Source organism: Streptomyces camelliae (genome assembly GCF_027625935.1).
GTDB lineage: Bacteria > Actinomycetota > Actinomycetes > Streptomycetales > Streptomycetaceae > Streptomyces > Streptomyces camelliae.
Genome location: NZ_CP115300.1, coordinates 57,285 through 81,032 on the forward strand (window position 1 = coordinate 57,285; position 23,748 = coordinate 81,032).

Consider the following 23,748-nt stretch of genomic DNA (forward strand, 5'->3'; position numbering starts at 1 on the left):
CGCGGTTCAGCGGACTCGTGTCAGCCGAACGTCCACTGCTGGTTGCTCTGGTTCGAGCCGCAGGCCCAGAGCTGCACCTTGGTGCCGTTCGCGGTGCCGTACCCGTTCACGTCCAGGCACAGCCCCGTCAGCACGTTGGTGATCGTGCCGTTGGAGTTGACGTTCCACTGCTGGTTGGTGCCGCCGTTGCACTGCCAGATCACGGCGGCGGTGCCGTTGGTCGTGCCCTTGCCGTAGTCGTCCAGACACATCGGCGTGGAGGTGTTGGCGTAGAGGCGGAACTCCTTGGCGGAGGTGCGCGTCAGGGCCTGGGCCGTACCGCCGTTGCAGTCCCAGATCTGGGCCTGCGTGCCGGCGGTGGTGGTGCTGTTGTTGATGTCCAGGCACTTGCCCGCACCGACCGCGTGCAGCGCGCCGGTGCTGCCGCCGCCGCTCGGGTGCATCTGCACCACGACCACCGAGTACGCGGGGACGGTCTGGGCGGTGGCGGAGCCGCTGGTGGACGACGTGATCGAGGTGCCGTTCTTCAGGTAGGTGTACACGGTCGGGGCGGCCGAGGACGGTGTGAACCCGTTGTAGGACAGGGACACCGTGGTGCTGTTGTTCGGGTCCTTGTTGATCAGCATGACGTTCACGTCGCCGTTGCCGCGGTGCACCGCGTGCGCGGAGATCAGCGAGGTGGAACTGCTGGCCTGGATCAGTGAGTCGCCGGACTGGGCCAGCTTGCTGATCATCGAGATGCCGTAGTAGGGCGCGAACGGGGTGTCCAGCGCCGGCTCGCAGGACGGGCCGCTGGCCAGCACGCCCCCTTCGTCGTAGTCGGTGGCACCGTCCACTGTGGTCACGTGGGAGCAGTCGGTGCCGTTGTGCATGGCCCAGTAGTCGACGGTGAACGCGCCGTGCTCCGCCCAGGTCAGCATCTGGTCCGGGGCGAACAGCCCGTTCGGGGCGGTGTCCTTGTACTTGTCGACGTTCGTCTCGGTGATGGCGATGCTCACGTTCGGCGCGTTGCTGCCGGCGTACTGGTTGATCAGCGACCGCACCGTGCCGGCCATGGTCGGCACGTTGGTCTGCGGCTTGGCCAGCAGGTCGGCTTCGCTGGTGCTGGTCGGGTAGTCGTGCACGATCACGAAGTCGATCTTCGGACCGGCGATCGACAGGACCGTGTGGTTCCAGTCCTGGGTGTCGCCGGGGCCGACGATGCCGTCGGGCCAGCTACCGGGTGTGGTGAGTACCGCCCCGATCTTGATGCTGGGGTCGACCGCCTTCATCGCCGAGACGAACTGCAGGAGGTTGGTGGCGTAGGTGGTGGCGCTGTGGCTGGAGTGCTTGTCCGTCTCCCATTGCGCGCCGTACTCGCCGTTGCCGGGGATCTCGTTGCCGATCTCCCAGTACTTGACGCCGTAGCCCTTGGTGATGTTGGCGTACCGCACCCAGTCCGCCGCCTCCTGCGGCGTGCCCGACCCGTAGTCCGCGGTGATGATCGGCTGTGTGTTCGCCGCCCGGACGGTACCCATGAACGTGTCGAAGTCGGTGTTCGGGGCGACGTAGTTGCCGTCGGCGGTGTTGGTCTGCCAGTGGTAGACGTCGGCGTAGCTGCCGCCCGGGTAGCGCATCATCCCGATACCGGCGTTGTTGAGCAGGCCGGGGATGTCCGAGCGGTTCATGTTGGCGTCGTAGACCTGGGTGTTCAGGCCGGGGGTGGTGGACGAGTAGTTCGCCAGCCAGTGGGTGCTGTCGACCGTCACCGTCGCGGAGGTGGCGGCGGCGGCCGGGGCGGCGGCGGTGAACGCGCCGACGGACAGGGCGGCGGCGGTGAACGTCGTAGCGGCGGCCAGGGCGAGCAGGCGATCGCGTCCGGCGCGCAGGAACCGTTTCACGAAACCCTCCATTGGGTCGTGTTCGGGCAGGGATGTGGTGCTCCCGTCTGCGGAACGGCGGGTTTCCAGCCGTGCGCTCAGGCACGGCAGGCAGGGGTGGGGGTGGAGCCCTCATCGCACTGTGGGGCGGCCCCGTGGGGTGGGCGCTGGTCGGTTCAGGGGTGGGCGCGAGTCAGCTCAGGCGGAGCAGGACGGCCGACGGGGCCGTGGGCAGGGTCAGCGTGAGTTCCGCCGTACCGGGGTTCCAGGCGGTGGTGGCGCGGGTGTTGGCGGGGAAGACCGGTGTCGCGACTGCCGGGGTGTCCAGCAGGTGCGGCAGGTGCAGGGTGGTGGTCGGGTCGGCGCCGGGTCGGCGCCACGCGGTCAGATAGGTGGTGGTCGGGGTGCGCAGGGCCAGCGCCGCCCAGGGGTCGTCCCAGCCCGGCAGGCCCAGCGGCCATATCGGCAGCGCGCCCGGCAGGTCGGTGCGCAGGTCGCGGTAGACCGCCACCGCCTGGTGCACCAGGGCGCGCGCCTCCGGTCCCAGGCCGGCCAGCTGTCCGGACAGGTGGATCCGCCCGAGCAGCGCGCTCACCAGCGTGAACGCCACCTCGTCCGGGGTGTCGTCGGGCTGCGGGTAGGCCCACACGGCACCCTGCTCGGGGGTGACGGCGGTCGGCGCGGCAGCCGCGATCGGCGCGTAGAGCAGCAGGTTCTGCTGGTCGCTGGTGGACAGCAGTTGCATACGGGACAGCAACGCGTGGTCCGCGCGCATGCCGCCGGACGCGCAGTCCTCCAGCACCAGGTGCGGGTGGCGGTCCAGCACGCCGTCCAGCCAGGCCAGGTGCGCCCGGTGGTGGCCGAGCGCCCCGGCGGCCGGGACCTCGGCGGGGTGACCGGAGGTTCCGGTGCCGGCGTCGATGTTGTGGTCCAGTTTCAGGTAGCCGACGCCCCAGTCGCCGACCAGTCGGTCCACCACGGCGTCCAGGTGGGCGCGGGCGGCCGGGTGCCGGAGGTCGAGCTGGTACCGCCCGGTCTCCACCACCCGCACGCCGTCGCGGCGGAAGAACGCCTCGTCCGGCAGCGCGGTGGCGATCGGGCTGCGCACCCCGACCACCTCGGGCTCCAGCCACAGGCCGGGCACCATGCCGCGCTCGCGGATCTGGTCCAGCACCTCGTGGATGCCGCGCGGACCGGGGAACCGGGTGGTGGACGGCTCCCACTCGCCGACGCTGTCCCACCAGCCGGCGCTGTCGTCGTACCAGCCGGCGTCGATCACGAAGTACTCCGCGCCGGCGTCCGCGGCGGCGTCCACCAGCGGCAGCAGCTTCTCGGTGGTCGGGTCGCCCATCAGGCAGTTCATGTAGTCGTTGAAGATCACCGGAAGGTTCTCGTGGTCCGGGTGCGGGCGGCGGCTCGCGCGGCGGTAGCGGGTCAGCGCGCCGAACGCGTCGTCCAGCCGGTCGCCGAACGCCACCGACACCGGCACCGCGCGGAACTCGCCGCCCGGTTCCAGCGGGTGCCGCCAGCCGTGGTCGCCGTCGGTGGGGCCGGACAGCGCCAGGTAGGCGGTGTCGTGCCGTTCGCCGCAGTCCCAGCGCCAGCCGCCGCCGTTGTGCTCGACCTGCCACACCCAGGCGCGGCCGGACGCGCGATCGGACAGCGCGCCCATCGGCAGGTGTCCGCAGCTGGACCAGGTACCCTGCCCGGCCAGCGCGAACGAGCCCTTGCCGTACCCGTACCGGACCCGCCCGCTGAGCTGGGGCAGCGCCGCCCGCAGCGGCCGGCGCTGCCAGCGGAGCTCGGCGAGCCAGTCGTTGTCGGCCCACCACACGTCGGCGGTGTCCAGGTCGACGTCGGTGATGCCGCCGAGGGCCAGCGAGGTCACCGATTCGAGGTGCAGGATGCCGGCGCCCTCGTTGCGCAGCGTCACCTCGGCGCGCAGGGCCGGCACGCCGTCCGGGGACCGGTACACCACCTCGGCGACCAGCCCGGTGTCCGGGTCGTGAAGCGCGACGGTGAGCACATGCCACCCGCCCTCGCGGGTGACGTGGTGCGCGCGATGCCGCAGCCGCGTGCCGAGGGTGCTGTCCACCAGGCGGTGGCTGGACCAGAACCGGCCGTGGCCGGTGGCGGTGACCTCGACCAGCGGCAGCGCGCCGTCCCAGGACGGGTCGGAGGGCGCGCCCAGGCCGAGTCGGGTGGTGCCGTCGGCGGCAATGCGCAGGTCGAGCCGCAACGTGTCGTGGCCCCAGCTGAGGGTCTGGTGGGTCGGCGTGGCGGTCACAGCGCCACCTCCGCCCCGGCATCCGCGGCGTCGCGGACAGGCGGCCGCTCGCGCACGTGCAGGTAGTGGCGCGGGATCGGGTACGCCTCCTCGCCGTACGACCAGACCTCGTTGTCCAGGCCGGTCATCGCCGGCTCGGGCGTCCGCTCGGGGCCGCGCAAGCCGTGCGGGCGTGCAGGCGGGACAGCGGGAGCCCCTGGTCCCACTGGGGGGTGAAGGTCGTGAAAGTGCGGGGACATACAGGGCTTCTCCTCAAGTCCGGGGCCGGGCAAAGCTTGCTGCCGCGGGCGCGCTCGACCGGCACCGCGCGGGTGCGGTGGGCCGGGTTCGGGCCGGTGCCGGTGCTACCGCGGCGCGGGGCCGGTGCTCTGGCCGACGGTCAGGGTCGGTGTCAACAGGACACGTTCGTCGGGCGGTTGTTCGCCGCGTTCGGCCGCGGTCATCCGGCGCAGGAGCTGTTCGACGGCCACTTGGCCGAGTTTCCTGGCCGGGCCGGTCACGGCGGTGAGGGTCGGCACGTACTGTTCGGCCAGGTGTGCCGGGCACAGGGCGACGACGGAGGCGTCCTCGGGGACGGTGCGTCCGCTGGTTCGCAGCAGGATGAGCAGGGGTCCGATCGCCGCCTCGTTCTGCACGACGAAGCCGGTGGTGCCGGGCCGGTCGCCGAGGATGCGGGTGAAGGTCCCGGCCGTGCTTTCGTAGGTGCCCTCGCAAGGGCGGTGCAGGAAGCGCAGGCCGCGTTGCGCGGCTCGTTCGCGGAATCCGGCCAGGGTGCGCTCGGCGTATGCGGCGTGGCGCTGGTAGATGCCCGGGCCGTAGCCGATGAAGGCGATCTCGTGGTGGCCGAGGTTGGCGAGGTGGTCCGCGCACAGTGCGCCGGCGGTGGCGAAGTCGTGGTCGACGCAGGAGAGGCCGCTGGGGTCGTCGGGCAGGCCGATCAGGGCGGCCTGGGTGCGCCGGCCGCGGACGAGGGGGATGCGGGCGTCGTCGAGTTGGACGTCCATGAGGATCACCCCGTCGGCCAGTCCGCTGGCGGCGACCCGTTGCACGCCTTCGGGGCCTTCGCCGTTGGTGATCAGCAGGGTGTCGTAGCCGTGCCTGCGGGCCTGGATGGTGACGGAGATGGCGATCTCCATCATGATCGGGACGTAGACGTCGGTGCGCAGCGGCACGACCAGGGCCAGGACATACGAGCGGCGTCCGGCCAGCGCTCTGGCACCGGCGTTGGGGTGGTAGCCGAGTTCGATGACGGAACGCTCGACACGGCGCCGGGTCGCGGCGGAGATCGTGCGCTTGCCGCTGAAGACGTAGCTGACCGTGCTGGTCGACACGCCGGCATGCCGGGCTACGTCGGCGATGGTCACCATCGTGGTGTCCTGCTCCCATTTCCTCGGATGTGGGAAGCGGCCCCTGCCACGCGGCGGGGTTGGGCGCGCGGAGCCGCTTCCGGTCTGCGGGGTGGCACGGCGGCCGATCACGTCAGCCCTTGATCGCGCCGGTCAGCACGCCGGTGCGGAAGTGCTTCTGGACGAACGGGTAGACGATCAGGAGCGGGACCAGGGTCAGTACCACGACCGCCATCTGCAGGGACAGCGGTGCGGTTTGGGCGTGGACGCTGCCGAAGCCGGCGTTGACCGAGCCAGGCAGGCCGACACCGCGGTTGACGTAGGTGAGCAGGACGTACTGCAGCGGCCACTTCTGGCTGTCGGTGGGCATGTAGAGCATCACGTTGAAGAAGGCGTTCCAGTAGCCCACTGCGTAGAAGAGGGCGACCACGGCGGTCACGGCGCGCGAGGTGGGCAGGACGACGGACCACAGGATCCGCCAGTCGCCTGCGCCGTCGAGCCGGGCCGCGTCGATGAGCTCGCCGGAGGTCTCGGAGTAGAAGGCGCGCAGGACCAGGATGTTGAACACCGAGACCGCGCTGGGCAGGATCAGTGCCCAGTACTTGCCGTAGCCGCCGAGGTCGGTGACGACCAGGAAGGTGGGGATCAGGCCGCCGTTGACGAACATCGTGACGATCAGCAGCAACAGCAGGAAGCGGTGTGCGAAGGAGCGGGGCCGGGACAGGCCGTAGGCGCACATGACCGACACGGCCATCGAGACCGCGGTGCCGATCAGGGTGATGCCCAGGCTCACCAGCAGCGAGGTCCGCACGGTCGGGTCGGAGAGCATCTCGCGGTACGGCTCCACGGTCAGGCCGTCCGGCCAGATCACCAGGCCTCCGGCCCGGTTGATCGCCCCGGGAGTGGAAAAGCTGGTCACCAAGATGATCCAGATGGGGACCAACACCACCGCGACGACCCCGGTCAGGGTCAGTCCCTTGACGGTCCGTCCGACGACGGTGGGCTGTTCCTCCCACGGCGGGCGTGCCGATCCGGCCCTGCTGTGGCGGGCCTGAGCCGCCGCTCCGGCGCGGGTGGGGCTGATGGTGAGTGTGTTGGTCATTTGCGGTACAACCCGTCTTCGCCGAAGGCGTGCGCCAGCTTGTTGGCACCCCAGATGAGCAGCAGTGAGATCACGCTCTTGAACAGCCCGGCAGCCGCTCCGTAGCTGTAGTTGTTGGTGGTGATGCCGTAGTAGAAGGAGAAGGTGTCCAGCACGTCCGCGGACGAGTGGCCCACCGCGTCACGCTGGACCAGGAACTGCTCGAAGCCCACCGACAGCGCGTTGCCCAGCCGCAGGACCAGCATCAGCACGATCACTCCGCGCATGCCGGGCAGGGTGATGTGCCACATCCGCCGCCAGCGCCCCGCGCCGTCGGCTGCGGCGGCCTCGTACAGCTCGCTGTTGATGCCGGCCAGTGCGGCCAGGAAGACGATGATCCCCCAGCCGGCCTCCTTCCACACCGCCTGGCCGGTGACCAGCAGGGCGAAAGTGTGCGGGTTGGTCATGATGTCCCACGTGCTCATGTCGTGCGAGCGCAGGTACTGGTTGAGCAGGCCCGCGCCGCCGAGCATCTGCTGGAAGATGGTGATCGTGAGCACCCACGAGAAGAAGTGCGGCAGGTAGACCACGGACTGGATGAAGTTGCGCACCCGCATGCTGAGCACCGTGTTCAGCAGCAGGGCCAGCACGATGGGGATCGGGAAGAACAGGATCAGCTGGACGAAACTGAGGTAGATCGTGTTCTTCAGCGAGTCCCAGAACTGCGGGTCGTGGAACAGCTGGCGGAACTGGTCGAATCCCACCCACTGGCTGTGCCAGACCCCGATCAGCGGGTCGTAGTCCTGGAACGCGGTCGCCAGGCCGAACAGCGGCGCGTAGTTGAAGACCAGCAGCAGCGCGATCGAGGGCACGGTCATCATGAGCAGCGTCTTGTCGCGCCGTATCCTCATCCGCCAGTTCAGCCGCACAGGGCGTCCCGTGTCCTGCGACTGCTGGACGCTCACTGGCCGGTCCCGACCTTGTCCAGGACGTTCGTGGTCATCCAGCGCGTCAGGCGGTCACCACCGCTGGACTTCCAGCTGGAGATGGCCGCCTGGACGTCGGAGACCTTCTTCTTGCCGTGGTAGCAGTCCTTGATGGTGTCCTCCACCGACTGCGCGGCGGCGGCAGTCGCCAGCGACTGCGACATGCTGATGTTCACGTTCCAGAACAGCGGCTTGTACCCGTACTTCACGTTCGCGGCCGCCCAGGCGGTGTAGTCCTTGGTGACGATGTCGGCGCCCTGGTTGCTGATCACGGAGGTCGGCGAGGCCAGGAAGGGGTAGGTGGTCGCCTGGACGAACTTCTGGCCCTCCTTGGTCGCCGTCGGCACACCGTTGTTCATCGTGTAGTGGACGCCCTCGACACCGTAGTTGACCATGGTGTACTCGCGCGTGCCGTAGGGCGCGGCCAGGTAGTTGGCCACCGACAGCAGTTCCTCGATCTGGGCCGGCTTCAGGCGCTTGTTCAGGTAGCTGATCATGCTGGCGGAAGGACCCAGGAAGATGCTCGGGGTGCTCTTGCCGTCGGCGGCGAAGACGTTGAACGAGCCGCGGCGGTAGTTCTTGTCCGCGGCGGTGCCCGACTGGTAGTCGGCAAGGTTCCACGCGCCGAGGCCCCCGCCGGCGATCAGCACCTTCCCGGAGTAGAACCGGGTGCCCTGGCCGGCGTTGTTCCCCGCCAGGGCGTCGGGGTGCATGAAGCCGGACTTCGCCAGGCGGTAGTGCCAGTCCATGGCCTCCAGGAACTCCGGCAGCTCGTACTTGTGGACCAGCTTGCCGTCCACCAGCTTCCACTGCGCCGGCACGCCCCAGAAGAGGGAGAGGTAGGTCCACACATCGTCGAAGGCCCACACACCGCGCTTGGCGTCGGTCAGCTCCTTGCCCAAGTTCCACATGTCGTCGGCGGACTTGACCTGGTCCGCGGTGATCCCCTTGGCCTCCAGGCTGTCACGGCGGTAGAAGATGGCGCCGGCGAGCGAGAAGTTGGTGGAGACGCAGGGGATTCCGTAGATCTTGTCGCCCCACGCGCAGGTCTGCCAGGCGCCGGTGGGCAGGGCGGCGAGGTTCGGGTACTTCTTGACCTTGTCGCCGGCCAGGTAGGGGGTGAGGTCCGCGAGTTGGGTCCCGGCCAGTTCGCCGGTGTTGAAGGCGTTGTTCCACCAGGCCGGCAGCTGGATCCAGTCGGGCAGGCGGCGCGCGGCGGTCATGGTGGGGACGATGGTGTTGTAGTTGTTGCCATCGGCCGGCTTGACGGCGAGGTCGACGCCGAGGGCCTTGTTCATGGCCTGATAGAAGGAGTTCCCCGCGGGGGGGACGGTCCCCCACAACGGGGTGACCGCGGTGTAGCTGCCGCCCTTGCCCGGTACTCCGGAGACCGTCGCGACCTGGTCAGTGGGGTAGCGCAGGAACGCCGGGTCGGTCGCCGCCCCGTTGCCGCCACCCGACACGGACGGGATGTCCGGCTTCACGGCCGTGCTGGGCACGTAGGCCGGCAGCGCCGCCTTCAGACCCGTCTTGGTGTTCGCACCGGTCTTCTGGTGCGAGCCGCCTCCGCAGGCGGACAGCAGCGGCGCCATCGCGGCGGCTCCCGCGACCGACGCGGCCGCACTGACGAAGGTTCTGCGATTCAGCTGACTGCTCATGTGGAGGCGGCCCTTCCCCTGTGAAGCGTCGAAGCGCTTAGACGATTGGCGGGACCGTATCGACCGTTCTCCCGCCAGACAAGAGGAGAAACAAAAGCAAAAAACCCTTTTCGCTTTCGTTGACAGCCCGAACAGCCGCGTGGCAGCGTCGATGCGCTTCGACTTCTGTTCCATGCCACTTGCTAGGGGTCAGCTGCGTGAGTCCACCATCCCTCTCCGCTGTCGAAAACTTTCCGTTCCAGGATCCGGCGCTGTCCTTGCGGACGCGCGTCGGCGACTTGCTCGAACGACTCACCCTCGACGAAAAGCTCGCGATGCTGCACCAGTACGCTCCCGCGGTGCCGCGTCTGGGCGTCTCGGCGTTCCGCACCGGGACCGAGGCGCTGCACGGCGTGGCCTGGCTGGGCGAGGCGACCGTCTTCCCGCAGGCGGTTGGGCTGGGCGCGACCTGGGACGAGGAACTGGTGCTCCGGGTTGCCGAAGCCGTCTCGGTCGAGCTGCGCGCCTTCCACCACCACCGCCCGCCCGCCTCCGGCCCGGGCACCAACAGCCTGCAGGCGTGGGCCCCGGTGGTGAACCCGCTGCGCGACCCGCGCTGGGGCCGCAACGAGGAGGGCTACTCCGAAGACCCCGTGCACACCGCGCGGCTGGGTACTGCCTACTGCCAGGGCCTGGCCGGCGACCACCCGCACTACCTGCGCGTCGCCCCCGTCCTCAAGCACTTCCTCGCCTACAACAACGAGGACGACCGCTGTACCACCTCCTCCGGGCTGCGCCCGCGCGTACTGCACGAATACGACCTGGCCGCGTTCCGGCCCGTCGTCGCATCCGGCGCGGCCACCGGTGCCATGGCCGCCTACAACCTGGTCAACGGCCGCCCGTGCCACGTCAGCCCGCTCATCGAGGACGAACTACGGCGCTGGGCCGTCTCCACCGGCCACGAGCTGTTCGTGGTCAGCGACGCCGAAGCACCCTGCAACCTCGTCGACCCCGAGCACTACTTCGACGACCACCCCCAGGCCTTCGCCGCAGCCCTCAAGGCCGGCATCGACAGCTTCACCGACCACGAACAGGACAGCGCCACCGTCATCGGCTGGCTGCGCCAGGCCATCGAGCGATCCCTGATCGACGAGGACGACGTCGACCGCGCCGTACGGCGGCAACTCGAACTGCGTTTCCGGCTCGGCGAGTTCGACCAGCACCTCGATCCGTACGCCGGCATCGGCCCCGACGTCATCGACCACCCCCGCCACCGCGAGCTGGCCCGGCTCGCCGCGACCGAGTCGGTGGTGCTGCTCAAGAACGACGGACTGCTGCCCCTGGACGCAGTCCGCACCCCGACGATCACCGTCATCGGCCCGCTGTCCGACACCCTGTGCGAGGACTGGTACAGCGGCACTCTGCCCTACCAGGTCACTGCCGCCGCAGGGCTGGAAGCAGCACTCGCCGATCAGGGCGGACACGTGGTCCGGGTCGAGGGCTGCGACCGCATCGCCCTGCGCTCGCGCACCACCGGCGAACTGCTCGGCAAGACCGCCTTCGACACCACTGACTGGGGCGAAGGCGCACTGACACTGCGCGATGCCGACACCGGCCGCTACCTGAGCGTCAAGGACGACGGCCACCTGGAAGCCGACCAGCAACAGCTCAAGTCCTGGTTCATCCACGAAACGTTCCGCCTGGAACCAGACCCTGCCGGCGGCCCCGACGCCGTGCTGCTGCGCAACGTCCTCACCGGCCGCTACGCCGCCATCGACCCCGCCGACGGCGCGGTGAGGATGACGGCCGAGACCCCGCAGGCCGCCGAAACCTTCCACCGCGAACTGCTCCGCGACGGCATCGCCGAAGCACGGACCGCCGCCCAGAGCGCCGACGTCGCCGTCGTCGTCCTCGGCAACCACCCCCTGATCGGCGGCCGCGAGACCCAGGACCGCGCGAACACCGCACTGCCCGAAGGACAGCAGGAGCTGCTGCGGGCGGTCGCCGCCGTCCGCCCCCAGACCGCGCTGGTCGTCATGAGCAGCTACCCCTACGCCCTGGACTGGGCCGACACGCACCTGCCCGCCGTACTGTGGACCTCACACGCGGGACAGGAGGCCGGCCACGGGCTGGCCGCCGTCCTGCTCGGCGAAACCGACCCCTCCGGGCGCCTGCCCCAGACCTGGTACCGGGGCGAGGACGAACTCCCCCACCCACTCGACTACGACATCGTCAAAGCCGGCTGGACCTACCAGTACCACCGCACCCCACCTCTCTACCCCTTCGGCCACGGCCTGTCCTACACCGACTTCACCTACCACGACCTGCGCCTGTCCGCAGCGTCCATCGACCCCGACGGCACGGTCGACATCTCGGTCACCCTCACTGACACCGGCACCCGCCCCGGAAGCGAAGTCGTCCAGCTCTACGTCCGCGCGACGGACGCCCGCTATGAGGCGCCCCGGCTACGGCTCGCCGACTTTGCCAAGGTCCGGCTCGCCCCGGGCGAAAGCCATGGGGTCACCTTCCACCTGACCGCCGAACAGCTCGCCCACTGGGACGTCACCACCGGAGCCTTCACCACCGACCCGGGCACGTACGAGGTCCTCATCGCCCGGTCCGCCGAGGACGTCGTCCTCACCGCGCCCCTCACCGTCACCGGAACCGCTCCCGGACCACGGGCAGTTGTCGATCATCGCACCTGGGCCGCCGACTTCGACGACTACGAGAACCTCACACTCGTCGACGCCACCCGCACCACCGGCGACGCGATCACCCCCACGGACCCCACAAGACCCGCCACCGCCCTCTTCCGCTCCGCCGACCTGACCTCCGCGGTCCGCCTGGAAGCCGAGGTCGCGCGCGCGGACACCGGGCCGGGCGAGGCTCTCTTGGAACTCAGGGCCGACGAACGCCTCCTCGCGGCCCTCCCCGTACCGATCACCGGCAGCCGCTACACGTGGACGACCGTCACCCAGGAGTTCCCCGCACCGCTGAACGGCGTGCACGACCTGCACCTCACCCTGCACGGGGACTTCCGGCTGGCCGCCTTCCGCTGCGCCTCACCCCACGCAGTCGCGGACTGAGACCGGGTGGCCCGCCCCCCGAGGGGCGGGCCGCGCCCGCGCCGCCCCGGGAACGACCGGGCCCGACCGTGGCGCCGGCTTGCTCGCTGGTCATGCACCGGATCGTGCTGCTGCCACCGCACGCATCCTGCGGCGCGATCCCGGCCTCCGGCGAGGCAAGCCGCGTTGGGCTACCGCAGAAAGTTTCGTCGCTTGCGGGCGGAGAGAGCTAATATGAGGCGGGCCGGTGCCTGGTCCGGCTGTGCGGCAACCGCAAAGGTGCCGCACACGTCGGGCAGGGCTGCCGGTCGCTCGGCCGACCATGGAGGGCGGCGAGGACGCGAAGGATCGGAAGGCGGCTTTGGCTGACGACGCAGCGGAAGGACTCGCGGATGGTGGCGAACGCCCCGGGGGTGACTCCTCCCGGCCGGTGACGATCGCCTACATCGCCGAGTCGGCGGGCGTATCGGTTCCGACCGTCTCGAAGGTGCTCAACGGCAAGTCGGGGGTGTCGCCCGGCACCCGTGCCCGCGTCGAGGAGCTGATCGACCGGTACGGCTACCGCAAGCTTTCGGGGGCCAATCGCAACAACGTGGTGGAGCTGGTGTTCCGCGAGCTGGAGAGCATGTGGGCCGTGGAGATCATCCGGGGCGTGGAGCGGGTGGCCAGCAAGCACCGCGTGGGGCTGATGGTCTCGCGCTTCGGCCTGCACGACTCACCCACTCCAGCCTGGGACGACACCGTGGCCCGCCGCCCGAACTGCGTGCTGTCGGTGGCGCAGCTCTCCGAGGCCGAGCGCGAGCAGCTCCAGGCGAAGGGCATTCCGTTCGTCGTCTTCGATCCGACCCGTGAACTGCCGGACGACGTCCCCTTCGTCGGCGCCACCAACTGGTCCGGCGGCCGGGCCGCGACCCGCCACCTGACCGAGCTGGGCCATCGCCGCATCGCGATGATCAGCGGACCGCAGGACGTGCTGTGCTGCGTTGCCCGGCTGGACGGCTACCGCTCGGCGTTGCAGGCCGCCGGTCTGCCGGCCGATCCGGACCTCGTGGTCCACGCCAAGCTCACCCGGGAGGACGGCTACACCGCGGCGCGCGACCTGCTGTCCCGGCCCGACCGCCCCACCGCGATCTTCGCCGCGAACGACCTCCTGGCGCTCGGGGTCTACCAGGCCGCGCGCGAAGCCGGCCTGTGCATCCCCGAGGACCTGAGCGTGGTCGGCTTCGACGACCTGCCGGCGGTCTCCTGGGTGGACCCGCCCTTGACCACCGTCCACCAGCCGCTGACCGAGATGGCCATCGCGGCGACCGAACTCGCACTGACCCTCGGCCGCGGTGAGCAGGCACCCCAGACCGGGCTGGAGATCGCGACGACCCTCACCGTACGGGAGAGCACGGCGCCACCGAAGGACTGATGGCTCCGCCGCCGGACCGCGGGGCCAGTTGGCCAGGAGATCTAGAGTCACCATCAAAACCGGAACGATTTAATCCCGGGTGAAAGAGCGTTTTGTCCCAGCGAGGTTGTTTGGTTCGAGGTTCAGGTGTCGCGCCGGTTCGGGGTGGATTCGCTGAAGCGGCCGAGCCGGTCGAAGGCCGTGAACTCGCCGAGCAGGTAGGCGAAAACGATCACGAATTGCCGGACGTCGGGCCCGATCTGACCGCCCCATGCACGTCGGAACTCGGCCCCACTTGAGTCGATCAGATCCGCCCAGTCCTGCACCGACCAACCCCAGAAGGCTCGGCGGAGCTCACCACAGCGGAGCAAGACCAGTCCGGCCTTGAAGGAACTGCAGCCGTCGAAGGCCACGGTCCGCCAGCGTCGGTAGCGGACACCGGGTGTTGATGGCCGTGCCAGCGGCACCGCGAGAACGTCGAACAGCGCTCTCAGCGGTTCCGGGCCCAGGCGCCGGCGCAGTTGTCGTAGGGCAGCTTCCGAGGGAATACGCAGGTCGAGGCCCGACAGGCCGGCCACGAGCTTGTCCCAGACGCGTCGGTATCCCAGAGCCGGGAACAGATCGAGCGCCAGGACGAAGTAGATGCCCACCCGGGACGGAAGCGTACGGACACGAGCCTGGACGCCCCTGGTCTCTTCGAGCACATCATCGACGAGCTCAAATGGTATGTGCTGAGTCAGTCCGCCAAGGTGACCGGGTGCGAAGGCGCCCGCAGCAACGGTCGTAGTACGCGTCATGGTGCAAGTGGCAGACTGGCTCGACAACGGGATCCCCTGATCAGGAACGTCTTGGTCGACTTCCTCCTACCAGGGGATCCCACCCTACGCCTCCAGAACAACCCACCCTGCAACCGCCCTTGACTTGACGGCTGCGGCGTTGACTTCGTGGCATTGGGCCTTCAAGACGTACGGCAAGGAGGAAGTCTGGCGGGGTATCGCGAAGGTGAACAAGATCAGCAACCCTGATGCCATCAGCCCGGAAACGCTACTGACTCTTCCTCCCCTGAAAGATCTTCCGCTCTCGGATGATGCCGAGGGGTAGGGGGGAAACCCCGCCGGATCACCGTCGGAGCTCAGACCGTGACCCGAGCCCGATCGCGGCCCGTACAAGCGCCAGTGGTCAGACAAGCTGATTTGCGGGCCGTGTCTCATGGCGCGGCCCGCACTCTCCTGTAGCGCCTGGCGGGGCGACGGATTGGGTGCAGGTGTCCTTGCTACGGTCGCTGGATGGAGAGCTGGGACGAAGACGGCGTGCGCGCACAGATTCGGGAGATGGCAGCACGAGACCCAGGGCGGGAGCGCTCTGGGGCGGACACGCACCGGTACGAGTTGGCGCCTCGGCTGCCGGAGGCGCAGATCCGAGGGTTCGAGGAGTGCCACGGCATCGATCTGCCGATGGAGTACCGGTCCTTCGTCGCGGAGGTGGGCGACGGCCCCGCCGGTCCCTGCCACGGGTTGATGCCGTTGACCGTCCCCCGCCCTGAGGCCGGCGAGGGGTGGGCCGTGGACAGCGAGTGGCGCGAAGATCGGCTGCTGGGCCGACTCGCCGAACCGTTCCCACTCGCCGAACCCCTGCCCGGCCGGATCGGCGCACCGACCGACGTGCTGACCCGGGGCACGCTCATGCTGGCCGAATTGGGCTGTGGCAGCTTCTTCCGGCTGGTCCTGAACGGTCCGCGAGCCGGGGAGGTCTGGCTGATCGATCCGGACTGGGGCGGCTTCGCACCGGTGAGTCCCGGCTTTCGCGCCTGGTACACCGATTGGCTGAAGACCCCATGAACGCGCATCACGCCGTGAGGTCCAACCCGCTGACCATCGATGCAAGTCACATCACGGGTGAGCGACCCAAGCCACTCAAACCCGGATGGCACGCGCTCAACTTTCGCTGACACAGGACAACTGAGCGCCTCAGTCGGCCAATGAGTGCTTCAGTCGGCCACTTTGGCGCTCGGCGTTGGAGGGCTCGCCCTGTCCCGGGGAAGAACGTAGGGAAGGTTGATGATCCGTAAGGCCGTGACAGCGAAGTCGGACCGGCACGGAGCGCCGGTCGGCGCCCGGAGCACAGGGCACCCTCGGCCCGGGCGGCACTAGGTCTCGGCCGGCAGGTGCTGCGCGCGGAGCGGAGCGCGGTCGGTGACATTCAGCATCAGGCCGCGGGGCTGCAGGATGGTGCGGGTGTCGAAGGTGGGTGTGCAGTCGGCTGACTGGGTGACCTGGTAGCGGGAGGTGAGGATGGCGGTGGCGATCGTCATCGCCACTGTTGCGAAGTGCGCACCCAGGCACATCCTGGGTCCGCCGCCAAAGGGCAGGTACGCGTATGCGGGCAGCCGCGTTGATGCGGGGCGGTCGGTCCAGCGGGCGGGGCGGAACGTGGAGGGCTGGTCGTACAGGCGCGCATCGCGGTGCAGCGCGAACGGGCTGAGGGCGACTCGCTGGCCGGGATGCAACCGGTGGCCGCCGAGTTCGGTGGGTTCGGCAACCGTCCGCTCCAGGTACCACAGCGGCGGGTACAGCCGCAGTGTCTCTTTCACAACCGCCCCGATGACCGCCAGCCGCGGCAGATCGCTTGCCGTCGGCAGCCGCCCGTCCAACTCCCGGTCGACCTCGTCGACGACCTGCCGGCGCACGTGCGGGTGCCGGTCCAGCAACAGCAGCAGCCATGCCAGCGCGGCAGCGGTGGTCTCGTGCGCGGCGAACAAAGTGGACACGACGACGCTGACCGCGCCCTGGTGGGTGAGCGCACCCTGGTCGCACGCGTCGTTCAGCAGATCCGCGACCACCGAAGCAGAGCCCCCGGGCCGTCTCCTGCGCGCCTCGATCAGGCGGGACGTCTCCGCGGCCAGTTCCCGCTCCACACGGTGCAAGCGCCGTCTGCGCAGGTCGGGTGCCCAGCCTGGCCAGGGCACCCTGCCGGGCAGGCGTGTGTCCTGGAACCGGGCGACCAGCATCGGAACCTGGCCGGGGTCAGGGCCCAGGCAAAATTCGGTGATGAGGCGGACACTGAGGTCCTCCAACGCGATGATCGCGTCGATGTCTCCCGCCTCCCGCCACGCCTCGGCGTGCCGGGCCACGACCGCCGCCAGGTGGTCCCCGGCGGCGCGCAGACCGCTGCGGTTCACTCCACGTCCGGCGAGGTGACGGGCGCGCATCCACTGTGCGAGGCCTTCCGAGGCGCGGCTTCCGTCGATCTCCTCACCCAGCAGGTCCCGCGTGATGCTGTAGGTGCCATTGGTGTTCCTGAGCACCTGTTCCACCAACGCGGGCGTGTTGACCACGCAGAGAGTGTCGTCGACGGGGACCAGGTCCCCGTACTGCCGTTGGTGCAGCAGAAAACCCAGTCGGTCCCGCTCGAAGGCACGCCTGTTGCCCAGCCCGTGCCCTGCGAGGCGGGGAGGGACGGAAGCCGCCGCCACGGGTCACCTCCTGGGGCAGTAGCGGTCGTAGCAGTACGATGGCGCGCTGCGGCCGAGCATGCTTCTCACCGAGCTGCTGTGCACGACCTTGGCGCCCGAGGGATCACCGGCCAGCGAAGCGGTGCCCGATGCCGCGAAAGCCGATCCGGCACCGATCAGCGCCGCAAAGGCCGAGACGGCGACGATCGCGATCCTGCGCAGAGAAGTCAGGGCAGCCATGATTTTTCTCCTTTCGAGCCATCGCTCGGACCGTCCGTCGGCCCGGGCGTTTGCCCTCTATTCACCGGGCTCCAGCCGCTCGGGGCATGTCCCGAGTTCTCGTGACTTGACTCGACAGGCACCGACCCCTGCCGGTTGGGCGCGGACGGTGGGCGACGCCTTGCGCCTTCCGCCCGAACCTGATCCGGCTGCGCATCACCGAGCCGCTGTCGGCCTTCGAACACGCGGCCATCTGGCCCTACCGCTCGGCCTCGGAGCTGGAGCAGCAGGACGCCGCCGAGGACGCCAGCCCCTTGACCCCGGAACCCTCCACAGAGCCGCCGTCGGCACCCGCACCGCGCTCCCCCACGGCAGCGTCCCGGCTGACCCACAAGGCCGGCACCGCTGGTCACGTTGACGACAGTCGGAAGAGACAGCAACTCCTCCAGGCCCGTGATCCCCGTCAGGCCTGTGGGCGCATGCCGGAAGTCGACTTCTCCACTCACCGCCATCGGGAGCACGGACACCCTCACAGGGCCGTGCTCCCGCGAGAGCACCGAGCGACATCGAGGCGCCATCGGGCGGTTCCCACCGGTATCGAACTGAGGTGATTTGCGCCGACATTCCGCATCGCCGCAGGTCAAGAGTGGGTCACGATTCGGGTTCGGCACCGAGCGCACGCAGCGCACCTGTCTTGGCAGCCGAGCGGGTCGTGCCGACGACCTCATGGCCGTGCGCCACGAGCTGGGGCACAAGCCGGCTGCCGACGGCTCCGGTTGCGCCGGCAATGAAGATCTTCATGACGTCTCCGATCGTCGTGCTGACATATAAGAGACGGGGCAGCCTGGCGTCCCATGATCGGCTGTGACCCGGTTCACAGAACAGTGCGGCGGTCAGCGACCGCATCGTGCAGGAAGTCCAGGGTGATCGCGGCGGTGTCGTCGGGGCGCTCGTGGTGCGGCAGGTGTCCCACGCCGTCGAGCGGGCGCAGGTCGGCGTGGGAGAAGACGGTGCGCAGGACCTCGTCCGGCGGCATCGGGGTGATGGGGTCCTGGCGCCCCCACACCACCTGGACGGGAATGTCCCGCGTGTCCAGGAGCCGGTACAGGTACTCGGCGCCGTGGATCGGGACGTTGCGGAGCGCGGACAGCAGGCTGCGTTTGAAACCCCGGTAGCGCAGTTCCGGCAGCAGACTCGCCTGGACGCGGGCGACCACGCGCGGGTCGCGGGAGTGGCCGGGCAGGCGTGACTCCAATGCCCGGTTTCCGGTCAGCCGGAAGAACGGCCCACCGATCCCGGGCGACATGGACAGACGCAGCCCGAGGTTGAGCGGGGTCGCGAACCCGTCCGGGGAGACCAGGCACACGCCTGCTCCCCGCTCGGGATGGTGCACGGCGAACCCGGCCGTGATCGGGCCGCCGAACGCCAGCGCGACGAGCGTCACCGGGCGGTCGACGCCGAGCACCCCCAGCAGGTCGGTCATCTGTTCCTCGAACAGTGCCTGGTCGTAGCCGGTGTCGGGACGGTCACTGAAGTCGATGCCGTACCGGTCGAAACGGATTGTCCGGTACCCGGCCCGAGCCAGCCGTTCGAACAGTCCGTCCCACACCCACAGCGACAGGGTCGCTCCCTGAACGAACAGGATCGGCTCTCCTGACTCGGGCCCATCCACCATGACGTGTGTCATGCTGCGGCGGAGCCGGACGAAGGATCCTGGCGCATCCCGCCTGGCGCGGGCATCCATGGTGATCGTCTCGCCGCGTTTTCGGTGGAGCAGGACGGGCATGGCGACCGCTGCACCCGCGAGGGCAAGACCGGCACGCAGCTTCATCGGGGTGTCGCTCCTTGGTCGGGGTGTGCGTTCGCCCGTTAGACGAGACAGCACTCCGTGTCATGACATCCCCCATGGCAGGAGCCGCGGTCTCGGCATGGCCGCCGAACGTCCCGGCCGTCGCTGGGCGTTTGGCCGCCGTTGTGGTGGCGGTGTATCGACCACCCGCCGCCGCATCGCCCACACGAGCACATCCGCTATGAGCAGCCCTCCCCGTACCGACCATCCCCGCGGAGCCTACGAGGCGATCGACGGCCGCCGACGCGATTCCGGTGAACCGGCCACACGACGGACGATCACCTGCAATCGATTATGACCCGACCAGCACAAGTACCCCCGCCGCGATCCACACCAGCCTCGTGACCAGCAACTTCAAGTTGGAAAACGCTCAATGTACTCGCGTAGTGGCTACGGGCCCGCTCTGCCTGGGGGCCGCTCCACGACCTGCCTCCATGACAGCCGACGTACCTCTACTGGCGCCAGTAGCGACGCGACGGCCTGTGGGAGAGCATGCACACCGCCCTGCGGAAACGCGCGCCGGCTGCAGCTGCGTCCGGATCCGACCCCGAGCGCGGGCAACGCGGACAGCCAGCCACCGAACGGGGTGGCCTGCCTGGCTGCGACGGCGGCAAGAAAGTACACAGCGCCAAGCGCCGCTTGCTCGTCGACACCCTCGGATACGTCCTGTTGGCGTGCGTGAGCCCGGCCAACGTCGATGACCGGGACAGCGCCGAAGTCCTGCTCTGCCAAACAGCGGGGGCTTTCCCACGTCTGTAGCACATCTGGGCCGACCAGGGCGACCTCGGCGTCCACTTTCACGCCGGGATTCGAATCACCGTGCAGATCGTGCAGCGCCGAGACAGCGGATTCCGTCACGCCTGGGCGAAAGCCAGAGCCCCGCCTGTGAGGTCCCCGCATCCCGCTCAAGGCTGCCTGATCAACGCCCCTCAACGAACCTCCGTAGAGCGGCATCAGGCAAGCGGCAGGGCTGAATCAGGACACTGGGATACCCCTGCCCCACCCGCCCGCGCTGCGGCCGCTCGCGCCACAACGCGGGAAGTCGGCCGGGCCGCCTTCTTGCGCAGCGGCGGTGCCGCCATCGGACGCTCAGGCTCGTAGACGCCGCGCCCGCCTTACCTCACCTGCCTGCGCGCCCGCCGCTGAGACCTGCCAGGCCGCCCGGCCCAGCAGCAGACACACCGGGGTGTAGAGCAGCAGGTTGAGCCAGTAGAACGTGCCGCCAGGGTCCGCCCAGGCCCCCGTCACCCAGACCAGTCCGACCGCGCCGCGGGCCAGCAGTCCGGCGGCCACCGCGCGGCTCCCCCAGCGCGGCAGCACGGCGGGCAGCCGAGGGGCCAGGGCCGGCAGCCGTCCGCCGTGGACCAGCACCAGCGTCGCGCCCGAGAAAAGCAGTCCCGCGAGCGGGACCAGCCCTTGCGGGGTGAACGGCACTTGGGTGTTGAGCACCAGCTGCGAGAGCCGGGCGGTGCTGTGCACCGGCCAGGTCCGCCCGGTGGCCCAGTACAGGTGGATCAGACCGTCCGCCGCCAGCACCGCGCCGATCGCGGTGGCCTTGCTGCGGGTGTTCGCTGACTTCACCGGCTTCATGTCGTCACCTCACGGAGTGTCAGGATGCTTGGACACCCGAAGGAGCACCCTGCCCGCCGATCCGTTCCTGTGACGAGGAACACTGCGGCCGGGCGGAAATCGCAGGGAACCTTTCGCCGTGTCGAGGCCTCCATCCACGGAACCCCTGTCACCGATCGACGGAGAAAGCGCCATGCAGGAGCCACCGCCCGACCTGGCCGAGCTGGTTCGGGCCGCCCAGGGCGGCGACCAACTCGCGGTCGGTCGGCTGCTGGACCAGATCACCCCGTACGTCCGCCGGCTCTGCGGCCCGATCGCGCTGGACGACGGCGCGGACGCGACCCAGGAGGCACTCATCGTGGTCTTCCGCAAGCTCCGCCAACTCCGGGAACCTGACGCACTGTTCGGCTGGGTCCGGGCCATCGCCGTGCGGGAGGCGGTGCGGTACGCCACCCGCACGGCGCGCTCGCAACCGGCCGAGCTCGGCGAACTCCCCGCGCCCGGCGATCCCCAACTCGCCGCGGACATCGGCGACGTGCTGTCCCGGCTCTCCCCAGAGCACCGCGCCGTGCTGCTCCTGCGCGACCTGGAAGGACTGGACGAACGGCAGACCGCGACACTGCTCGCGGTCGCGCCCGGGACGGTCAAGTCCCGGCTCTCCCGGGCCCGACTCAGCTTCCGAAAGGCATGGCAGCAGTGACCGAGACCCCGATGCCGCAGTGGCCCGTCGCCGACTTCGACCCGGTCCGCCGCCTGCACGTGATCGCCGCGACCACGCCCGGAGCGGCGCGGATCAGCGAGGCCGTTCTCGACACACCGTTCGAGCGGGTCTGGTCGCTCGCCCAGGACCTGGAACGCACGATGCCACTCTGGATCCCCGATGTCCGCACGGTCAGTCTCCTCACCCCCGAGTCGACCGGTGCTCCGCTCCAGGCCCGGATCCACGGCCACACCCGGCTCCGTGCGACCTTCGCCATCGACCTCGCCCCCGGCTGGTGCCTGATGCAGAGCCGCCTCGTCCTCGGCGGAATGGCAGCCCGCCCCGAGACCGACCGTACGACCCGCTTCGCCTTCCTCGGCGGCCTGCGCTTCCCCGGCGCACGCCTCCTCGCCCCCGCGCTGCGCCCGTTCACCGGGAACCCCCTGGCGCGGTTCGCCGCCCTCCTCGACGCGGAGTAGCAGAGACGCTGCAGGGCGGCCACCACCATAAGAGGTGACCACCCTGCAGCGTTCGAGCCGCATCGCCACGCAGTCCCGCCCCTTTGAGGTTGGCGCGCCTGGCTTTGTAGGCGAGTACCAAGAACGCCTGTTGCTCAGCTGCGAGAACACCTGCTTCTACGAGAGAGTGACGTCGCTGAGTTTCGAGAACACCCCGGTGCTTGCTTCGGGACCCTGGTTGTGCTCTGCACGACGAGGGGGACCAGGTGCTGCCGATCGAGCAGTGGGACCAGGAGGGCGACGCTCGCCGCATCCGCTCCCGCCCGCACAGCACCCGTCACCGACGTGCCATTCGCCATCGTCCGGGACCTTGTGGCCTGTTTTTGATCTTGCTCTGCCAAAGGAATGCTTGTGAGAGTTGCGACCGCCGTCGTCATCGTCAGCGTCGGCCCCGTTCGCGCGTGTAGCGACTCTGCGCACGACACTGAGCTCGTGGTGTGCCGCTCGTTAACGGCGCCCTGAATTATGGGGAGATACATGGTTGAGTTCCGGATGCCGGAGTTCCATGCGCCGTTCCCGATGGAGTGCAACCCTCACCTGGCAGAGGCGTCGCAGGCGATGCGGGAGTGGGCGGAACTCATGGGTTTGGTGCCCACCGAACGGGCGCGCGCCAGATTACGTGCCACAGGTGCCGACCTGTCTGGGGCGCATGTGTGGCCACGCGCCAGCCTCTCCCTGCTCACCCTTGGTTGCCGGTGGCTGGCGTTGTGCTTCCGGATCGACGACCAGCTCGATGAGGACGATCAAGGGGACCGGCCGGAGGCGTGTGCCGCCGTGATTGCCGAACTACACCGTGTGCTGGATGGCGGCGTGGCCCAGGATGAAAAGGGCAGCTCTGTCGTACTCCGGGCGTTGTCGGCGCTGTGGCAGGAGACCTCTGTCAGGACGCCGCAGCACTGGTGGCTTGTTTCAATCCAGCAGACATCGCCCCGTCTGTCAGTGCTGATCGCCATCATGGGGATATGACCAACCCGAACCTGACCACCGGCAGTATCTGGCGGCTCCACCACGGCGACCAGGAGATTGCCCGGCTGACCGTAACCGGCGCCGATATGCCCTGGACGCACGCCGAAGTCGAGACACTTCCTGGTTTTGAAGAGTTCCGTCCCCTCTTCAGTGAGCAAGAGCGAGCTGCCGACGAGGAGGACTGGGAGCGGGCCGACGCCTGCTACACCCAGATCCGCAGTGCGCTCACCCTGACGTTTCCCGACGGCGGCCCGGTCGCCGAGTTCATGCTGCACATCCACGACGACGGCACCGCCGGATGGCGATGGCACGATGAGCCCTTCGACGCGGTGCACCCGTGACACGCTGGGTTCGCTGCTTCTGGGACGAGGAAGCCGTCTGGTTCTGCTTCGAGTTGGACGCAGATGGCTATGTGATCCGGCAAGTCGAGTTGCAGGAGCCCGGAAACAAGGCTCTGACCGCTGCCTCGCTGGCCGAGTGGCAAGAAGCCCAAGGAGACGGTCGGTCAGCTGAATACGAGAGCGGCTACGGTCTGACCGCAGAACCACCCATCTCCGAGTGGGAAGGGCACGACCCGCAGTCGTTGACGGTCGACGAGTTCGAGATCGTTTGGTCGACCGCCCGCGGTGAGCTTCAGGATCGTCAACGGCGCCTCTCTTCCCGACCACGTCCACCGCTGCGGCTTCCGACCAAGAAAGTGCCATCTTCAATGCGAGACCGGCTGTCAAGCGTCTCGCCAACCTGACAAGGTCTTGCTCAGGCGGCATCGCCGTCGCCAGGATCCATGAGACACGCCCACCGCACCGCCCACGCATCTTCGCA

The 23,748-nt window shown here is 69.1% G+C and carries 20 protein-coding genes and 1 pseudogene; 8 read left to right on the plus strand and 13 right to left on the minus strand.

Annotation, left to right across the window (positions count from 1 at the left end; genetic code table 11):
* Window positions 1-20 precede the first annotated feature (20 nt).
* The 7 genes from O1G22_RS00285 to O1G22_RS00315 all read right to left on the minus strand — a co-directional run bounded on the left by O1G22_RS00285 (window position 21) and on the right by O1G22_RS00315 (window position 9,217).
* Window positions 21-1,880: an RICIN domain-containing protein gene (locus O1G22_RS00285; RefSeq protein ID WP_270079393.1), complete on the minus strand. Its 1,860-nt coding sequence runs from the start codon at window positions 1,878-1,880 to the stop codon at window positions 21-23.
* Between the two features lie 172 nt (window positions 1,881-2,052).
* On the minus strand, window positions 2,053-4,146 hold the full coding sequence (locus O1G22_RS00290) for an alpha-galactosidase (protein WP_270079394.1): 2,094 nt from the start codon (window positions 4,144-4,146) through the stop codon (window positions 2,053-2,055).
* On the minus strand, window positions 4,143-4,307 hold the full coding sequence (locus O1G22_RS00295) for a hypothetical protein (RefSeq protein WP_270086691.1): 165 nt from the start codon (window positions 4,305-4,307) through the stop codon (window positions 4,143-4,145). Before O1G22_RS00295 ends, O1G22_RS00290 begins: the two co-directional genes overlap by 4 nt.
* A 183-nt stretch (window positions 4,308-4,490) precedes the next feature.
* The gene (locus tag O1G22_RS00300; RefSeq protein ID WP_270079395.1) at window positions 4,491-5,513 is read right to left on the minus strand and encodes a LacI family DNA-binding transcriptional regulator; all 1,023 of its coding nucleotides are present in this window, start codon (window positions 5,511-5,513) and stop codon (window positions 4,491-4,493) included.
* A gap of 112 nt (window positions 5,514-5,625) precedes the next feature.
* A complete protein-coding gene (locus tag O1G22_RS00305) occupies window positions 5,626-6,594 on the minus strand; it encodes a carbohydrate ABC transporter permease (RefSeq protein ID WP_270079396.1) in 969 nt (322 codons plus the stop codon).
* On the minus strand, window positions 6,591-7,484 hold the full coding sequence (locus tag O1G22_RS00310) for an ABC transporter permease (RefSeq protein WP_270079397.1): 894 nt from the start codon (window positions 7,482-7,484) through the stop codon (window positions 6,591-6,593). The genes O1G22_RS00305 and O1G22_RS00310 overlap by 4 nt, the downstream gene beginning before the upstream one ends.
* Window positions 7,485-7,534: 50 nt before the next feature.
* Window positions 7,535-9,217, minus strand: coding sequence for a type 2 periplasmic-binding domain-containing protein (locus O1G22_RS00315; protein ID WP_270079398.1), 1,683 nt, complete (start codon window positions 9,215-9,217; stop codon window positions 7,535-7,537).
* Between the two features lie 197 nt (window positions 9,218-9,414).
* On the opposite strand from O1G22_RS00315, the gene O1G22_RS00320 reads away from it, so the two are divergent.
* Window positions 9,415-12,282 (plus strand): glycoside hydrolase family 3 C-terminal domain-containing protein, encoded by a 2,868-nt coding sequence (locus tag O1G22_RS00320; protein WP_428986299.1) that lies wholly within the window; start codon window positions 9,415-9,417, stop codon window positions 12,280-12,282.
* A 409-nt stretch (window positions 12,283-12,691) separates the two neighbouring features.
* Window positions 12,692-13,675, plus strand: a complete 984-nt coding sequence (locus tag O1G22_RS00325; RefSeq protein ID WP_270086280.1) for a LacI family DNA-binding transcriptional regulator — start codon at window positions 12,692-12,694, stop codon at window positions 13,673-13,675.
* Between the two features lie 359 nt (window positions 13,676-14,034).
* Here O1G22_RS00325 and O1G22_RS00330 read toward each other — a convergent pair.
* Window positions 14,035-14,451 (minus strand): annotated as a pseudogene (locus tag O1G22_RS00330) (transposase domain-containing protein); the annotation flags it as partial.
* A 534-nt stretch (window positions 14,452-14,985) separates the two neighbouring features.
* On the opposite strand from O1G22_RS00330, the gene O1G22_RS00335 reads away from it, so the two are divergent.
* The gene (locus tag O1G22_RS00335; protein ID WP_270079400.1) at window positions 14,986-15,492 is read left to right on the plus strand and encodes an SMI1/KNR4 family protein; all 507 of its coding nucleotides are present in this window, start codon (window positions 14,986-14,988) and stop codon (window positions 15,490-15,492) included.
* Window positions 15,493-15,800: 308 nt separating this feature from the next.
* Here the strand turns inward: O1G22_RS00335 and O1G22_RS00340 are convergent, their stop codons facing one another.
* The 5 genes from O1G22_RS00340 to O1G22_RS00360 all read right to left on the minus strand — a co-directional run bounded on the left by O1G22_RS00340 (window position 15,801) and on the right by O1G22_RS00360 (window position 20,763).
* Window positions 15,801-17,126: a cytochrome P450 gene (locus O1G22_RS00340; RefSeq protein WP_270079401.1), complete on the minus strand. Its 1,326-nt coding sequence runs from the start codon at window positions 17,124-17,126 to the stop codon at window positions 15,801-15,803.
* A 3-nt stretch (window positions 17,127-17,129) separates the two neighbouring features.
* Window positions 17,130-17,345 carry a hypothetical protein gene (locus O1G22_RS00345; RefSeq protein ID WP_270079402.1) on the minus strand — a complete coding sequence of 72 codons (216 nt, stop codon included), beginning with the start codon at window positions 17,343-17,345 and terminating at the stop codon, window positions 17,130-17,132.
* Between the two features lie 630 nt (window positions 17,346-17,975).
* Window positions 17,976-18,125, minus strand: coding sequence for an NAD(P)H-binding protein (locus O1G22_RS00350; RefSeq protein ID WP_270079403.1), 150 nt, complete (start codon window positions 18,123-18,125; stop codon window positions 17,976-17,978).
* A 73-nt stretch (window positions 18,126-18,198) separates the two neighbouring features.
* The gene (locus tag O1G22_RS00355) at window positions 18,199-19,155 is read right to left on the minus strand and encodes an alpha/beta fold hydrolase (RefSeq protein ID WP_270079404.1); all 957 of its coding nucleotides are present in this window, start codon (window positions 19,153-19,155) and stop codon (window positions 18,199-18,201) included.
* A 1,107-nt stretch (window positions 19,156-20,262) separates the two neighbouring features.
* Window positions 20,263-20,763 (minus strand): DUF3995 domain-containing protein, encoded by a 501-nt coding sequence (locus tag O1G22_RS00360; RefSeq protein WP_270079405.1) that lies wholly within the window; start codon window positions 20,761-20,763, stop codon window positions 20,263-20,265.
* A gap of 172 nt (window positions 20,764-20,935) precedes the next feature.
* Here O1G22_RS00360 and O1G22_RS00365 point away from each other — a divergent pair, with 172 nt between their 5' ends.
* The 5 genes from O1G22_RS00365 (at window position 20,936) to O1G22_RS00385 (ending at window position 23,671) form a co-directional block, all read left to right on the plus strand.
* The gene (locus O1G22_RS00365) at window positions 20,936-21,442 is read left to right on the plus strand and encodes an RNA polymerase sigma factor (RefSeq protein ID WP_270079406.1); all 507 of its coding nucleotides are present in this window, start codon (window positions 20,936-20,938) and stop codon (window positions 21,440-21,442) included.
* Window positions 21,430-21,921, plus strand: coding sequence for an SRPBCC family protein (locus O1G22_RS00370; RefSeq protein ID WP_270079407.1), 492 nt, complete (start codon window positions 21,430-21,432; stop codon window positions 21,919-21,921). The genes O1G22_RS00365 and O1G22_RS00370 overlap by 13 nt, the downstream gene beginning before the upstream one ends.
* Window positions 21,922-22,437: 516 nt before the next feature.
* Window positions 22,438-22,926, plus strand: a complete 489-nt coding sequence (locus tag O1G22_RS00375; RefSeq protein ID WP_270079408.1) for an isoprenoid biosynthesis enzyme family protein — start codon at window positions 22,438-22,440, stop codon at window positions 22,924-22,926.
* Window positions 22,923-23,267, plus strand: a complete 345-nt coding sequence (locus O1G22_RS00380; RefSeq protein ID WP_270079409.1) for a hypothetical protein — start codon at window positions 22,923-22,925, stop codon at window positions 23,265-23,267. The genes O1G22_RS00375 and O1G22_RS00380 overlap by 4 nt, the downstream gene beginning before the upstream one ends.
* On the plus strand, window positions 23,264-23,671 hold the full coding sequence (locus O1G22_RS00385) for a hypothetical protein (RefSeq protein WP_333492197.1): 408 nt from the start codon (window positions 23,264-23,266) through the stop codon (window positions 23,669-23,671). The genes O1G22_RS00380 and O1G22_RS00385 overlap by 4 nt, the downstream gene beginning before the upstream one ends.
* Window positions 23,672-23,748: the final 77 nt, after the last annotated feature.

Coding starts and splice junctions, on each gene's coding strand:
- O1G22_RS00360 (WP_270079405.1), bottom strand. CDS start 20,763: ATGAAGCCGGTGAAGTCAGCGAACACCCGCAGCAAGGCCACCGCGATC.
- O1G22_RS00300 (WP_270079395.1), bottom strand. CDS start 5,513: ATGGTGACCATCGCCGACGTAGCCCGGCATGCCGGCGTGTCGACCAGC.
- O1G22_RS00305 (WP_270079396.1), bottom strand. CDS start 6,594: ATGACCAACACACTCACCATCAGCCCCACCCGCGCCGGAGCGGCGGCT.
- O1G22_RS00345 (WP_270079402.1), bottom strand. CDS start 17,345: ATGGCTGCCCTGACTTCTCTGCGCAGGATCGCGATCGTCGCCGTCTCG.
- O1G22_RS00315 (WP_270079398.1), bottom strand. CDS start 9,217: ATGAGCAGTCAGCTGAATCGCAGAACCTTCGTCAGTGCGGCCGCGTCG.
- O1G22_RS00370 (WP_270079407.1), top strand. CDS start 21,430: ATGGCAGCAGTGACCGAGACCCCGATGCCGCAGTGGCCCGTCGCCGAC.
- O1G22_RS00355 (WP_270079404.1), bottom strand. CDS start 19,155: ATGAAGCTGCGTGCCGGTCTTGCCCTCGCGGGTGCAGCGGTCGCCATG.
- O1G22_RS00375 (WP_270079408.1), top strand. CDS start 22,438: ATGGTTGAGTTCCGGATGCCGGAGTTCCATGCGCCGTTCCCGATGGAG.
- O1G22_RS00310 (WP_270079397.1), bottom strand. CDS start 7,484: ATGAGGATACGGCGCGACAAGACGCTGCTCATGATGACCGTGCCCTCG.
- O1G22_RS00380 (WP_270079409.1), top strand. CDS start 22,923: ATGACCAACCCGAACCTGACCACCGGCAGTATCTGGCGGCTCCACCAC.
- O1G22_RS00365 (WP_270079406.1), top strand. CDS start 20,936: ATGCAGGAGCCACCGCCCGACCTGGCCGAGCTGGTTCGGGCCGCCCAG.
- O1G22_RS00335 (WP_270079400.1), top strand. CDS start 14,986: ATGGCAGCACGAGACCCAGGGCGGGAGCGCTCTGGGGCGGACACGCAC.
- O1G22_RS00350 (WP_270079403.1), bottom strand. CDS start 18,125: ATGAAGATCTTCATTGCCGGCGCAACCGGAGCCGTCGGCAGCCGGCTT.